Here is a 14,131-nt window from a genome sequence, read left to right as displayed (position 1 = left end):
TGACATGACCACGGCCACAACGGGTTACGACGCTATCGTGATCGGCGTCGGCGGCATGGGCAGCGCCGCCGCCTATCACCTCGCGGCCCGCGGTCAGCGGGTGCTCGGGCTGGAGAAGTTCACGCCCGCGCACGACCGAGGCTCCAGCCACGGCGGCTCTCGCATCATCCGGCAGTCCTATTTCGAAGACCCCGCCTACGTTCCGCTGCTGCTGCGTGCCTACGAACTCTGGGAGCAGCTGGCTACCGACGCCGACCGCGAGGTGACTCGACGCACCGGCGGCCTGTATCTCGGCCCACCGGACAGCCTGACGGTCGCGGGCAGTCTGCGAGCGAGTCGCGAATGGTCGCTGCCGCACCAGGTTCTGGAGTCCGCCGAAATCCAGCGGCGTTTCCCGCTTTTCACGCCCGCGCCCGACGACATCGCGGTGTATGAACCCAACGGCGGGTTCGCGCGCCCCGAACTGACCGTGCAAGCCCACATCGACCTGGCGCTGCGGGCCGGCGCGACCCTGTCGTTCGGCGAAGAGGTGCTCCGCTGGGCGGAGACCGATTCCGGCGTGACAGTGACCACGACCAGAGCTACCTACCGCGCGGAACAGCTGGTCGTCTGCCCCGGAGCCTGGGCGCCACAGTTGCTGGCGGACTTCGGCATTCCGATCACCATCGAACGCCAGGTGCTCTACTGGTTCGATCCGATCGGCGGGACCGCCGCGTTCGAAGACCAGCCGATCTACATCGCCGAGGACGAATCCGGCACGCAGATCTACGGCTTTCCCGCCATCGACGGGCCGACCGGCGGGGTCAAGACGGCGTTCTTCCGCAAGGGCATCGTCTGCACACCGGACACCATCGACCGCGTTGTGCACCCACACGAGGTCGAGGAGATGCGCGACCGCGTCGCCGCGTTGGTTCCGGCCGTCTCCGGTCCGTGCGTCCACACGGCGACCTGCATGTACTCCAACACCCCCGACCAGCATTTCGTGATCGCCCGCCATCCCGGCGGCACCCGCGTCACCATCGCCTGCGGCTTCTCCGGCCACGGCTTCAAATTCGTCCCGGTGGTGGGCGAGATCCTGGCCGACCTGGTCATCGACGCGAAGACCGCGCACCCCATCACACTTTTCGACCCGCAAAGGTTGGTGACCAGTGGAAACAACCTCGCATAGCGATTCCGGTGGGGCGACGCATGCGCCACCGGCGCTGATGCCGACCCTGGGCGGCAAGTGGTATGTCGACGACCGCGTCTTCGCGGCCGAACAGGAGCAGCTCTTCGAACGAATGTGGTTCTGCGCCATCAGAACCGGCGATATCGCACAACCTGGACAGTTCAAGCGGGTGCGGGTCGGCCGCGAGAGTGTCCTGATCGTGCGCGGTCGCGACGAGAAGTTGCGCGCGTTCCTGAACATCTGCCGCCACCGCGGCGCGATGCTGTGCACCGAGGACACCGGACAGGTGCGCCGCAACCTGCAATGCCCGTACCACGCGTGGACCTACGCACTCGACGGCACCTTGGTCGCCGCGCCGAACATGGGCGCGCTGAAGGACGCCACCGGCGCGGACATCGATCGGGTCGCCTACGGACTCGTCCCGGTCGCGCTGCGGGAATGGCTCGGCTACGCCTGGGTCTGCCTGGCCGACGAGCCCCCGTCGTTCGAGCACGACGTGATGGGCGCGGTCACCGAACGCCTCGGCGACCCGGCCGCGATCGACGCCTACGAGATCGACACCCTCGAGGTGGGCCGCCGGGTGGTCTACGACGTCGCGGCGAACTGGAAGCTCATCGTGGAGAACTTCATGGAGTGCTACCACTGCGCGACCATCCACCCCGAGCTGACCGAGGTGCTGCCCGAATTCGCCCAGGGCCTGGCCGCACAGGTGTTCGTCGGTCACGGCGCCGAATTCGGACCCGATATCGCCGGATTCACCGTCGACGGTTCGCCGGGTTTCGACCGGCTACCGGGGGTTACTCCCGAACAGGACCGTCGCTACTTCGCGATAACCATCAGGCCGACGGTTTTTGTGAATCTGGTCCCGGATCACATCATTTTTCACCGGATGTTCCCCGTGTCGGCAGACCGCACTATCGTCGAGTGTGATTGGTTGTATACCAAAGATGTGGTCGCGTCGGGACGAGATGTGTCCCGTTCTGTCGAATTGTTCCACCGGGTCAACGAGCAAGACTTCGCGGCATGTGCGCGAACACAACCGACCATGTCCTCCCGCGCCTACCGTAAGGGCGGGGTGCTCGTGCCCGCCGAGCACCACATCGCGGAGTTCCACGAATGGTTGTCCTGTCGGATCGGTGACGTGAGGTGAATGTGATGAATGGCGACCCTGATCTACTCATCGGCGGTCGATGGACGCACGCCGCGGACGGCGGGCTGCGCCAGATCACCGACCCGGCCAACGGCGCGGTCGTGGCCACGGTGGACGAGGCGGCACCACAGGACGCGCGCGACGCCGTCGCCGCCGCACGGGCCGCCTTCGACGAGGGAAGCTGGGCCGCGACGCCGGTTATCGATCGGGTGGCGCTGCTGCTGCGGATCGCGGACCTGCTGGCCCGCGACAAGGAGCGGCTGGCGCGGCTGGAGACGGCGGACACCGGGAAGACGCTGGTGGAGAGCCGGATCGACATCGACGACGTGATCTCGGTGTTCCGCTATTACGCGGGCTTGGTCGGGGTGCAGTCGGACCGACTGGTCGACGTAGGCGATCCGGCGGTGATCAGCCGGGTGGTGCGCGAGCCGATCGGGGTGTGCGTGCTGATCGCGCCGTGGAACTATCCGCTGCTCCAGATGTCGTGGAAGGTCGCGCCCGCGCTGGCGGCGGGCTGCACGATGGTGCTCAAGCCGAGCGAGGTCACGCCGCTGAGCACGATCGAGTTCGCGCGACTCGCCGAAGAGGCGGGTGTTCCCGCCGGGGTGTTGAATCTGGTGCAGGGGAGCGGCGCGGTCCTCGGTACGGCGCTGACCGACAATCCGGAGGTCGATTTCATCTCGTTCACCGGCGGGCTCGCCACCGGCCGGACGATCAGCCGGGTCGCCGCCGAGCACGTCACCAAGGTGGCGGTGGAACTCGGCGGCAAGAACCCGCACATCATCTTCGCCGACGCCGAGTGGAACAGCGCCGTCGACCACGTGCTGACCGGGGTGTTCCTGCACTCCGGGCAGGTCTGCTCGGCGGGCACCCGGTTGATCATCGAGGAGTCCATCGCCGACGACTTCGTCGCGGAACTGGCGACCAGGGCCGAACGGATCAGGGTCGGTCCCGGCCTCGACCCGGCCAGTGAAACCGGCCCGCTGGTCTCCGAGGAACACCGCGCGAAGGTGGAAGCCTATGTCGCGCTGGGCATTTCGGAGGGCGCGAAGCTGGTGACCGGCGGCGCCAGGCCCGACGACCCTGCTCTGCGCGACGGCAGCTTCTACCTGCCGACCATCTTCGACCGCTGCGACCGGTCGATGCGGCTGGTGCAGGAGGAGACTTTCGGCCCGATCCTGACGGTCGAGCGATTCAGCACCGAGGCCGAGGCGATCCGGCTCGGCAACGACACCGAATACGGTCTAGCAGCGGGGGTTCGCACCTCGGATGCGGCCCGTGGCGAGCGGGTGGTGCGCGCGCTGCGCCACGGCACCGTGTGGCTCAACGAATTCGGCTATTACACCGCCGGCGCGGAATGGGGCGGATTCAAGAGATCCGGCAACGGCCGCGAGCTGGGCCCGACCGGATTGGCCGAATACCAAGAAATCAAACACATTTGGCACAACACGGCACCGAAGCCTGCGGAGTGGTTCAAGGGCGTCTGATCGTAGTTTCATTGTCGGCCGGACAGCCCGTACCGGCCATTACCGCGAAAGAGTAACGATGGTAGTCACAGAGCGCGGGGTGCCCGACGGTACCGGCATGGCGGATTTCGGCTACAAGGAATCCCTGGACCGCAGCATCGGAAAATTCGCGAGCTTCGCGGCCGGCGTCAGCTATATCTCCATCCTCACCGGCACATTCCAGCTGTTCTATTTCGGATTCGGCAGCGCCGGACCCGCATATCTGTGGTCCTGGCCGCTCGTTTTCGTCGGACAGTTGGCTGTCGCGCTGTGCTTCATGGAACTCGCGGCGCGCTATCCGGTCGCCGGGTCGGTCTACAACTGGTCGAAGTCGCTGGGCAGCAGAATCGTCGGATGGTCGTCGGGCTGGCTGATGCTGACCGCCTCGATCGTGACGCTGGCCGCCGTGGTGCTCGCGCTCCAGTTGAACTTGCCGCGGCTGTGGACCGGTTTCCAGATCATCGGCGACGGGACCGGCGAGTACGACTACGCCACCAACGCGGTGCTGCTCGGCACCATCATGATCCTGTTCACCACCACGATCAACGCGCTCGGCGTGCGGCTGATGGCGCGGATCAACAGCTCGGGCGTGTTCATCGAGCTCATCGCGGCGGTGCTGATCGTTATCATCCTGGCGGCCAACGCGACTCGTGGTCCGCAGGTGTTCTTCTCGACCCACGGCTACGGCGCGGGGGAGTCCGGCGGCTACCTCGGCGCGTTCCTGGTGGCCTCGCTCGCCTCCGGCTACGTGATGTACGGCTTCGACACCGCGAGTTCGCTGGGTGAGGAGACGGTCGAGCCGCGGCGCACCGCGCCGAAGGCCATTCTGCGCGCCGTGCTGGCCTCGTTCGTCATCGGCGGGGGCATCCTGGCCTTCGCCGTGATGGCGGCGCCCGATCTCGACGACCCGCAGATCGGCAGCTCCAGCGGCGGCCTGCAATACATCGTCGAGCAGGTGATGTGGGGTCCGCTCGGCACGATCTTCCTGTGCTGCATCGTGATCGCGGTGACGGTGTGCTCGCTCGCCGTGCACACGGCCGCCATCCGATTGACCTTCGCGATGGCCAGGGACAACGCGCTGCCGTTCGGCGAGAAGCTCGCCCGGGTACATCCGAAGACCCAGACGCCGGTGATTCCGGCCATCCTCATCGGCGTACTCGCCACGCTCATCCTGGTGGTCAATGTCGGCCAGCCCAAGATCTTCACCGTGCTGACATCGATCGCGATCATCATGATCTACCTGGCCTATTTGATGGTGACCGGGCCGATGCTGAAGAAGCGGCTGCAAGGGCAGTGGCCGCCGAAGGAACTGGCCGAAGGCGGCTACTTCACGATGGGACGGTGGGGCATGCTCGTCAATATCGTCGCGGTGGTGTGGGGTGTCGGCATGGCGCTCAACCTGGCCTGGCCGCGCCCCGGGGTGTACGGCAGTCCCTGGTACAACACCTGGGGCGCGTTCGTCTACATCGGGTTGATCCTCGGTTCCGGCCTGCTGTGGTACGCGGTGAAGGGGCGCAATCGAATCGGCACGCTGGCCTCGCACGCCGCGGAGGTGCGGGCCGATGGCTGACACCGTGTTCGACTACGTAATCGCGGGCGGCGGGACCGCCGGGTGTGTGCTCGCCGCCCGGCTCAGCGAGGATCCGGACGTGTCGGTGTGCCTGCTGGAGGCGGGCCCGTCCGATGTCGGCGATCGCGCGATTCTCGAGCTCACCCGCTGGATGCACCTGCTGGACTCCGGGTACGACTGGGACTACCTGATCGAACCGCAGGAGCGCGGGAACAGCTATCTGCGCCATGCCCGCGCGAAAGTGCTCGGCGGATGTTCCTCGCACAACTCCTGTATCGCGTTCTGGCCGCCCGCGGAAAATCTGGACGAGTGGGCCGCCCTCGGCGCGAAGGGGTGGAGCGCGGCCGAGGTGCTGCCGTACGTCACGCGGCTGGAGACCAACGACGCCCCCGGCGAGCAGCATGGTCGCACCGGACCTGTTCGGCTGCGCGATGTTCCGCCGGTCGACCCGTGCGGCCTGGCGGTGCTCGAAGCGGCGGCGGCGGTCGGTTTGCCGACGGTGCAATTCAACCGGGGTGCCACCGTGCGCAACGGGGCGGGCTGGTTCCAGATCAACGCGGCCGAAGACGGTACGCGCATGTCGACATCGCACGCATACCTGCACCCGGTGCTGAACTCGCGCCCGAATCTGGTGGTGCGCACCGACTGCCGGGTCAGCGAGATCCTCTTCGACGGGGCCCGCGGCGCGACCGGCGTGCGCTACCAACGCCCCGACCTCACCGGCTACGACACCGTCTCGGCGCGGCGCGAGGTCGTCGTCACCGCGGGTGCCATCGATACGCCGAAGTTGTTGATGCTGTCCGGCATCGGGCCCGCCGATCATCTGCGGGAGATCGGCATTCCGGTGCTGGTCGACGCGCCCGGCGTCGGCGCGAATCTGGACGACCATGTGGAAGGACTGGTGTTCTGGGACGCCGCCAAGCCGATGGTGGAGACCTCGACGCAGTGGTGGGAGATCGGCCTGTTCGCCACCACCGACGAAACACTGCGCCTGCCGGACGTGATGATGCATTACGGCAGCGTGCCGTTCGACATGAACACCCTGCGCCACGGCTACCCGACCACCGACAACGGTTTCTGCCTGACCCCCAACGTGACCCAGGGGCGCTCGCGCGGCACCGTCCGGCTACGCACTCGTGACTTCCGGGATCGGCCGAAAGTCGACCCGCGATACTTCACCGATCCGGATGGTCACGACGAAAAGGTCATGCTCGCCGGTATCCGGCTGGCCCGCCGGATCGCCGAGCAGTCGCCGCTGCGCGAGTGGGTCGCCGCGGAACTCGCCCCCGGACCGGACGCGACCACCGACGACGAACTGCTGAGCTATATCCACGCCACCCACAACACCGTCTACCACCCGGCCGCCACCGCGCGGATGGGTGCGCCCGAGGATCCGCTGGCGGTGCTCGATCCGGAGCTGCGGGTGAAGGGGGTGTCGCGGCTGCGGGTGGTCGACGCGTCCGCGATGCCGAAACTGCCCGCGGTGAACCCGAACATCACCGTCATGGCCATGGCCGAGAAGTGCGCGGACCTGATCAGGGGATCAGCCTAGAATGACGGCGTCATGGCGAAACAGGATGGTGAGGACACGGGTCGGGCCGCTGCGGTGCAGTCGGTCGACCGCGCGCTGCTGGTGATGGAGATCATCGCCAAGCTGGGGCAGGCCGGCGTCACGGAGATCGCCGCCGAGCTCGGCGTGCACAAATCTACCGTCTCCCGGTTGGTCGCCGTGCTGGAATCACGCGGTTACGTCGAGCAGCTCTCCGACCGCGGCAAGTACCGGCTCGGGTTCTCCATCGTCCGGCTGGCCGGATCCACCAGCGCGCAGGTCGATCTCGTCGGGCAGAGTCAGGGCGCGTGCAACGCGCTGGCGGCCGAAACCGGCGAGACCACGAATATTGCTGTGCTGGACGGGAATCGGATCATCAATATCGTCGAGGCGGCGGGCACCGGCTCGATCGCCCTGCGGTCCTGGGTCGGGCAGAGCTGCCCGGCGCACGCCACGTCGAGCGGCAAGGTGCTGCTGTCCGGGCTCGCACCGGCGGCGCTGCGCAAGCAGGTCGGCCCGAAGCTGGAGGGCTACACCGCCAACACGCTGACCAAGGTCGCCGACCTGGCCGCCCAGCTGGTGGCGGTGCGCGAGAACGGGTGGGCAAGTGTGCGTGAGGAATTGGAGATCGGGCTGAACGCCGTCGCCGCTCCCGTCTTCGACAGCAACGGCGCGATCGTCGCGGCGCTGAGCGTCTCGGGGCCGTCGTATCGGCTCGGCCCGGACCGCTTCGCGCCGATGGCGGAACTCGCGATAGCGAGCGCCGCGGACATCAGCAGGCGGCTCGGCTACTTCGGCTGACGGGCCGGGCTGGTACGGCCGGGGTTCGCCATTGACAACGCGCGCGGCCGCCGACAATACTGAGTGCCGTATTGCGCAGTTGTTGCGCTATATGCAACAACTGAATATTCGCCGCACACGCAGCGGGAGATCTCCATCCGTTCGATGGAGAGCCGAAGGAGCAACACCTCCCGGGAATCTCTCAGGCCCAGTACCGCTGCGCATCAGGCAACTCTGAAAAGTAGTGCATCGAGGCACTCGCCGACGGGGCAAACGCACAGCGCGTGAATCTCTCAGGCCCTAGGACAGAGCGGGAGGAGCCACACTTACGCGCGCGCACGCGTCGACGAAAGGCTCCCCATGGCAGATCCCGCCGCCGATCTCCGTACCCCACTCGATGTCTCCCTGCGCGAATTCGACCCCGTGGTCGCCGCGATGGTCGATCGGGAGACCGACCGCCAGCAACGCGGGCTGGAGATGATCGCGTCGGAGAACTACGCGCCGCTCGCGGTGATGCAGGCCCAGGGCACCGTGCTGACCAACAAGTACGCCGAGGGCTACCCGGGACGCCGCTACTACGGCGGCTGCGAGCACATCGACGAGATCGAGTCGCTGGCCCTCACGCGGCTGCGCGCACTGTTCGGTGCGGAATACGCGAACGTGCAACCACATTCGGGTGCGCAGGCGAACGCCGCGGTGATGCACGCGCTGCTGCGGCCCGGTGACAGCATCCTCGGCTTGGCGCTGGACCACGGTGGTCACCTCACGCACGGCATGAAGATCAACTTCTCCGGGCGGCTGTACGACGTTGCCGCATACCACGTTCGGGCCGAGGATCAGCTGGTCGACATGGCCGAGGTGGCGCGGCTGGCCGAAGAGCATCAGCCGAAGCTGATCATCGCGGGCTGGTCCGCCTATCCGCGGCAGTTGGACTTCGCCGAATTCCGGCGGATCGCCGATCAGGTCGGCGCCTACCTGATGGTCGATATGGCGCACTTCGCCGGTCTGGTCGCGGCGGGGTTGCATCCCTCGCCGGTGCCGCACGCGCACGTCGTCACCTCGACCACGCACAAGACGCTGGGCGGGCCGCGCGGCGGATTCGTCCTCGCCACACCGGAATTGGGCAAGAAGCTGGATTCGGCGGTGTTCCCCGGCCAGCAGGGCGGACCGCTCGAACATGTGATCGCGGCCAAGGCGGTCGCCTTCAAGATGGCGGCCGAGCCCGCGTTCCGCGAACGGCAGGAGCGGACCCTCGCGGGTGCCCGGCTGCTCGCCGAGCGGCTGCTGACCGAGGATTGCCGGGCGGCCGGTATCGGCGTGGTCAGCGGCGGTACCGACGTGCACCTGGTGCTCGTCGACCTGCGCGAGGCCGCGCTGGACGGTAAACAGGGCGAGGACCTGTTGCAGCGGCTGGGCATCACGGTGAACCGCAACGCCATTCCGTTCGATCCGCGACCGCCGATGATCAGCTCGGGACTACGGATCGGCACACCGGCACTGGCCGCGCGCGGCTTCGATATCGCGGCGTTCACCGAGGTCGCCGACGTCATCGCGACGGCGCTGTGTACCGGCGAGGCCTCGGCGGCGCTGACCAAGCGGGTCGACGCCTTGGCACAGCAGTTCCCGCTGTATGTCGGAATGCGGAACCCGGCGTGACCATCAGCGTTTTCGACCTGTTCCGGGTCGGTGTCGGTCCGTCGAGCTCACACACGGTCGGGCCGATGCGTGCCGCGGCCGCATTCGTGGAGCGATTGAAAGACCTCAGCGTGCTGCACGAGACGGCCGCACTGCGGGTGGAACTGTACGGGTCGCTCGGGGCGACCGGGCGTGGTCACGGCAGTGTCGAGGCGATTGTGGCCGGACTGGCGGGTGCGCAACCCGAGAGCGTCGACCCGGACGCCATGCGCGCCACCGTTGCCACGGCCCGCGCCACCGGGCGGCTGTATCTGGGCGGTGTGCACTCGATCGCGTTCGCCGTGGACGAGGATGTCGAGTTGCTCGGGCTGACGAGGTTGGCCTTCCACACCAATGGCATGCTGTTCGCCGCGCGCGACGCGGCGGGGAGGGTGCTGCTCGAGCGCCGGTATTACTCCGTCGGTGGCGGTTTCGTCCTCGACGAGGACGAGATCGACGGGCGTACGGTCGAGGCGCCGGTCGCCGTGGCCCACCCGTTCCGCTCGGCGGACGAGCTGCTCGCGATCACCGAGGCCACCGGACTGTCCATCAGTGCCGTGGTGCTGGCCAACGAAATGTCTTCGCGCAGTGCGGATCAGGTGCGCTCGGAACTGCTCGACATCTGGGAGGTCATGCAACGCTGTGTGGCGCGCGGCATGTCGACGGGCGGGGTGCTGCCTGGCACGCTGCGGGTGCGGCGGCGTGCGGCGAACCTGTTCGAGCGGCTCGGCGCCGAAGCGGAGGACAACGATCCGCTACGCGCGATGGAGTGGGTGACGCTGTACGCGATGGCGGTCAACGAGGAGAACGCCGCGGGTGGCCGGGTCGTCACCGCGCCGACCAACGGTGCCGCGGGCATCATTCCCGCTGTGCTGCACTACATTCAGCGTTTCGTCACCGGCGCCGACGAGGACAGCGTGGTCGAATTCCTGCTCACCGCAGGCGCGATCGGCCAATTGATGAAGGAGAACGCCTCGATATCCGGTGCCGAGGTGGGCTGCCAGGGTGAGGTCGGTTCGGCCTGCGCGATGGCCGCCGCCGGCCTGGCCGCCGTCCTGGGCGGCACGCCACGCCAGATCGAGAACGCCGCGGAAATCGGCATGGAGCACAACCTCGGTCTCACCTGCGACCCCATCGGCGGGTTGGTGCAGATCCCGTGCATCGAACGCAACGGGATCGCGGCGGTCAAAGCAATCACCGCGGCTCGCATGGCGATCCGCGGTGACGGGATGCATCATGTCTCGCTGGACCAGGTCATCCAGACCATGCGGGCGACCGGGGCGGACATGCTCGACAAGTACAAGGAGACCTCGCGCGGCGGTTTGGCGGTAGCCGTCGTGGAGTGCTGAGGCCCTAGCGTGCCGGGAAGCGGATGACTCGATCGTCGCCGGCCCGGACGGTGCCGCGGCCGTCGGTGTTGGAGGTGCTGAGCCACAGCGCGCCGTCCGGTGCCACCACCGGGGTGCGCAGGCGGCCGTACTTGCTGCGCAGCTGCGCGACCGGCCGGTCCAGCGTGCCGTCGGCGCGCTGGGGGATGGTCCACAGCCGCTGGCCGCGCAGTGCGGCGACGTACAGCGTGTTCGCGGTGATCGCGAGGCCGGAGGGGGAGGCTTCACTGGTCGACCAGGTGACGAGGGGGTTGGTGTAGCGGCCGTTCTGGGTGTCGCCCTTGCCTTCCACCACGGGCCAGCCGTAGTTGCGCTTCGCCTCGATCAGATTGACCTCGTCGTAGGTGTCCTGTCCGAATTCGGTGGCATAGAGCCGGCCGGTGGCGTCCCATGCCAGACCCTGCACGTTGCGGTGGCCGAGGGAGTAGACCGGTGAATTCGGCGTTGGGTTGCCCGGTGCCGGTTTGCCGTCGGGATCCAAGCGGAGAATTTTGCCGTTGGGGCTGGCCGGGTCCTGCGACCTGTTCCGTTGTCCGGCGTCGCCGGTTCCGACATAGAGCATGCCGTCGGGGCCGAAGGCGATGCGGCCGCCATTGTGAATGTTGGCCTTGGCGATTCCGGTGAAGATCGCTTGCGGTTGTCCGTCGAGGCGGAAGCGCACGATCCGGTTATCGCCGCTGTCCGTGAAATAGGCGTAGACGTAACCATTTTCAGCATATTTCGGTGAGACAGCGAGGCCGAGGAGTCCGCCTTCGCCGCGCGCGACCACGCCGGGCACCCGGTACACCTGGGTAGGTGTGGTGCCGGGTGCGATGCGCTTGATCACGCCGGTATCGCGCTCGGCTATCAGGGCGGCGCCGTCCGGGAGGAAGATCAGACCCCATGGCGCGTCGATGTCCCGAGCCACCTCTTGCGGGGCATTGAGGTCCGGGGTGCCTGCCGCGGTGACCGGTCCCGCGAGGGAACTGGGCAGCGCGACGAAAAAACTTGCCATTACAGCGATCACAGCGGTGCCGGCATAATGTGCCGCACTTCGAAGTGTTGAAGTCATAGCTAAGTAGAGCCACATCTCGGCGGTCATCTCGACTGGAGAACGACTGGGGAAGATAACGGGTGTACGGCGTCTTACGCTCATGAAGTCCGAATCTTTCTCGAGCGACAATCGGAGGCATTCGCATGCACGCCAGCGGCCAGAACAGCATTCTCGAGGTAGTCAAGAAGACTTGGCATCGACCCGATTTCGCCTTCTTCGATACCGCCCTCGAAATCACCGCTTACGCGGGCCGTAGTTGATATCCATCCCCGCGGTTACGGAAGGCCGAATGCCAGCAGCACATTGCCCGGCATGCCGGTGGTGATCTGGCGTCCGTAACCGGAGTTGGTGAACAGCATGCCGTTCGCGACGACGGCGCCGTGACCGTTGATGGCGCCGCCGAGGCCAGGCACGCCGTTCACCGTCTTGAACGGTTTCGCGGTGTTGTATTGCCAGAGGATCGCGCCGGTGTCGGCCGAGAAGGCGCGCATCTTGCCGTCCATGCTGCCCTCGTAAACCAGGCCGGGAGTGGTGGTGACGGCGTTCGGCATGGCGAGCTGGCACAGCGGGGACATCGGTACCGGCGGCACATTGATCAGGCAGCCCTCGGTGGGATTCGGGGTGGCCCAGATCATTTCGCCGGTGGCCGGGTTCAGCGCGTACAGCGTGCCGGGTTGCGCCTGGTAGGTGGCGACGTACAGGCGGTTGCCGTCATAGCTGGCGCCCCATTGAATACCTTGCAGCGACTCCGAGCCGGGGGCGGGCAGAATCGGTTTCGGGGTGGACAGCCGGGTCTGCCAGATGATTTCACCGGTGGTGGCGTCGAGCAGGTGGTAGACACCGCTCTTCTGGCCGGCGCCGACGACCAGGCGGTCATTGATCTCGAAGAGGTTCGGGTGCGAACCGAAGTCGAAGTCGTGTCCGGGATCCGGGCAGTTCCCGCCGGGTGGTGGTATCACGCAGCGGCCGTTCCAGGGTGGGTCTCCTGGCGTCATACGTCGAACCCACCGGGCCGTTCCGGTGTCGAGGTCCAACGCGCCGATCGCTTCCGCCCCTTCGGGGTAGCCGCTGTAGGGGTTGCCCGAGGTGTAGTAGAGCGTGCGCGATGGCACGTCGAGAGTCTGCGAGGACCAGACCGGTGCGCCGCTGGGTGCGAAGTTCGGTTTGCCGCCGGTCGGTTGCGGTTGCGGAATCGTGTAGTACTGCCACTGCACGTCGCCGGTCGCGGCGTCGAGCGAGACGACACTGCCGCGGAAGGTGCAGCAGGGGTAGTGGTCGCTGGTGGCCTGGCCCAACTCCTGGCTGGACACGCCGACGTAGATGTGGCCGTCGAACACCAAGGGCGAGCCGGTGATGATGGCGAACGGGTGTGGGTCCAACTGGCGGACCCAGCGCTGCTGTCCGGTCGCCGCGTCGAGGGCCCACATCCTGGCGGAGTTGTCGCCGAAGTAGACCAGGCCGTCCGCGACCGCGGGCCCGTTGCGCAGGCCGAAGGTCGGCAGGTTGCCGCCGAGCGGCGTTTCGGCCTGGAACGACCATCGGGTCGCACCGGTGTCGGCGTCCAACGCGTAGAAGGTGCCGTTGCGGCCACCGACGTAGACGGTGCCGTCCACGACCGCAGGCTGGCTGGACGCGGCGATGGTGTCGGGGAAGGCGAACGCCCACTTCAGTTGTAGCGAGCCCACGGTAGCCGGGGTAATGGCGGTCTCGTGGGGATTGTGCCGAGAACCCTGCAGGTCGTATTGCCACATCGACCAGTCACCCTGGGCGGCGGTGGACTGGCCGAAGCTGGTGCCGGTCACCAGCAGGACAGCGGCGACCACCAGGATGGGCAGGCGCAGATACGAGCCGCGTCGGCGGGGCGTTGCGTGTGTTTTCTTGTGCATGAGGGTGGCTCCTCGCCCGGACTCAGGAGTTTGCTAAGCCATACGAATTACAGGAGCGTCAAGCATGTTACCCACGCCGCTGTGACGTTTCGGACGACCGGCGTGCGCGTTCGGCTATCGGTTCGGTTACGGCACCGAAGGCAATCATGCAGAGACTGCCGAAACCTCTCTACCCCTTATGGGGTGCATTTCCCCAGTTGCTGTGGGGCCATATTTGCTTGCGCTCAGGCGTGTTACGCTCGCGAACCAGAGTGTTCGGCTCGCTGTATTCACGCATCCTTTGACAAGCGGAGGCATTCGTATGCAGGCCATCGTCGAGAACCGCACTACCGAAAAGGTCGAGACGGGCAAGAAGGTATGGCGCCGTCCCGATTTCGCTTTCTTCGATACCGCATTGGAAATTACCGCCTACGCCGGCCGTGACTGAC

Annotated in this window: 12 protein-coding genes and 1 riboswitch; of the genes, 10 read left to right on the top strand and 2 right to left on the bottom strand. The window is 66.8% G+C overall.

All coding sequences use genetic code 11. The features are described from left to right. The first annotated feature begins 4 nt into the window (after positions 1 to 4). From solA to DMB37_RS02115, 8 genes are all read left to right on the top strand, one after another. Positions 5 to 1,168, top strand: a complete 1,164-nt coding sequence (solA, locus tag DMB37_RS02150; protein WP_135231198.1) for an N-methyl-L-tryptophan oxidase — start codon at positions 5 to 7, stop codon at positions 1,166 to 1,168. A 37-nt stretch (positions 1,169 to 1,205) separates the two neighbouring features. Then, positions 1,206 to 2,318 (top strand): aromatic ring-hydroxylating dioxygenase subunit alpha, encoded by a 1,113-nt coding sequence (locus DMB37_RS02145; protein WP_135237289.1) that lies wholly within the window; start codon positions 1,206 to 1,208, stop codon positions 2,316 to 2,318. A gap of 5 nt (positions 2,319 to 2,323) precedes the next feature. Next, on the top strand, positions 2,324 to 3,805 hold the full coding sequence (locus DMB37_RS02140) for an aldehyde dehydrogenase family protein (protein ID WP_135231197.1): 1,482 nt from the start codon (positions 2,324 to 2,326) through the stop codon (positions 3,803 to 3,805). A 58-nt stretch (positions 3,806 to 3,863) separates the two neighbouring features. After that, positions 3,864 to 5,393 carry an APC family permease gene (locus DMB37_RS02135; RefSeq protein ID WP_135231196.1) on the top strand — a complete coding sequence of 510 codons (1,530 nt, stop codon included), beginning with the start codon at positions 3,864 to 3,866 and terminating at the stop codon, positions 5,391 to 5,393. Continuing rightward, entirely contained in the window at positions 5,386 to 6,945 is a 1,560-nt protein-coding gene (locus tag DMB37_RS02130) for a GMC family oxidoreductase (protein ID WP_135231195.1), read from the top strand. Before DMB37_RS02135 ends, DMB37_RS02130 begins: the two co-directional genes overlap by 8 nt. Before the next feature lie 12 nt (positions 6,946 to 6,957). Beyond that, entirely contained in the window at positions 6,958 to 7,743 is a 786-nt protein-coding gene (locus tag DMB37_RS02125; RefSeq protein ID WP_135231194.1) for an IclR family transcriptional regulator, read from the top strand. 203 nt (positions 7,744 to 7,946) lie between these two features. Further along, positions 7,947 to 8,041: riboswitch (glycine riboswitch) on the top strand. 41 nt (positions 8,042 to 8,082) lie between these two features. Then, the gene (gene glyA / locus DMB37_RS02120) at positions 8,083 to 9,378 is read left to right on the top strand and encodes a serine hydroxymethyltransferase (RefSeq protein WP_135231193.1); all 1,296 of its coding nucleotides are present in this window, start codon (positions 8,083 to 8,085) and stop codon (positions 9,376 to 9,378) included. Next, positions 9,375 to 10,745 (top strand): L-serine ammonia-lyase, encoded by a 1,371-nt coding sequence (locus DMB37_RS02115; protein ID WP_135231192.1) that lies wholly within the window; start codon positions 9,375 to 9,377, stop codon positions 10,743 to 10,745. The genes glyA and DMB37_RS02115 overlap by 4 nt, the downstream gene beginning before the upstream one ends. Before the next feature lie 4 nt (positions 10,746 to 10,749). On the opposite strand, the gene DMB37_RS02110 is transcribed toward DMB37_RS02115, so the two are convergent. Next, positions 10,750 to 11,778: a sorbosone dehydrogenase family protein gene (locus tag DMB37_RS02110; RefSeq protein ID WP_167768685.1), complete on the bottom strand. Its 1,029-nt coding sequence runs from the start codon at positions 11,776 to 11,778 to the stop codon at positions 10,750 to 10,752. 182 nt (positions 11,779 to 11,960) lie between these two features. Here DMB37_RS02110 and pqqA point away from each other — a divergent pair, with 182 nt between their 5' ends. Further along, complete coding sequence (pqqA, locus tag DMB37_RS02105) at positions 11,961 to 12,077, top strand: pyrroloquinoline quinone precursor peptide PqqA (RefSeq protein WP_135231190.1); 117 nt, start codon at positions 11,961 to 11,963, stop codon at positions 12,075 to 12,077. Positions 12,078 to 12,092: 15 nt separating this feature from the next. Here the strand turns inward: pqqA and DMB37_RS02100 are convergent, their stop codons facing one another. Continuing rightward, on the bottom strand, positions 12,093 to 13,703 hold the full coding sequence (locus DMB37_RS02100) for a PQQ-binding-like beta-propeller repeat protein (protein ID WP_135231189.1): 1,611 nt from the start codon (positions 13,701 to 13,703) through the stop codon (positions 12,093 to 12,095). 301 nt (positions 13,704 to 14,004) lie between these two features. On the opposite strand from DMB37_RS02100, the gene DMB37_RS41680 reads away from it, so the two are divergent. After that, positions 14,005 to 14,130: a hypothetical protein gene (locus tag DMB37_RS41680; protein WP_255508361.1), complete on the top strand. Its 126-nt coding sequence runs from the start codon at positions 14,005 to 14,007 to the stop codon at positions 14,128 to 14,130. The last annotated feature ends 1 nt before the right edge of the window (position 14,131 follow it).

The sequence above is a fragment of the Nocardia sp. CS682 genome, assembly GCF_004634405.1.
GTDB lineage: Bacteria > Actinomycetota > Actinomycetes > Mycobacteriales > Mycobacteriaceae > Nocardia > Nocardia ninae.
This window is presented reverse-complemented; position numbering and strand designations above follow the sequence as displayed.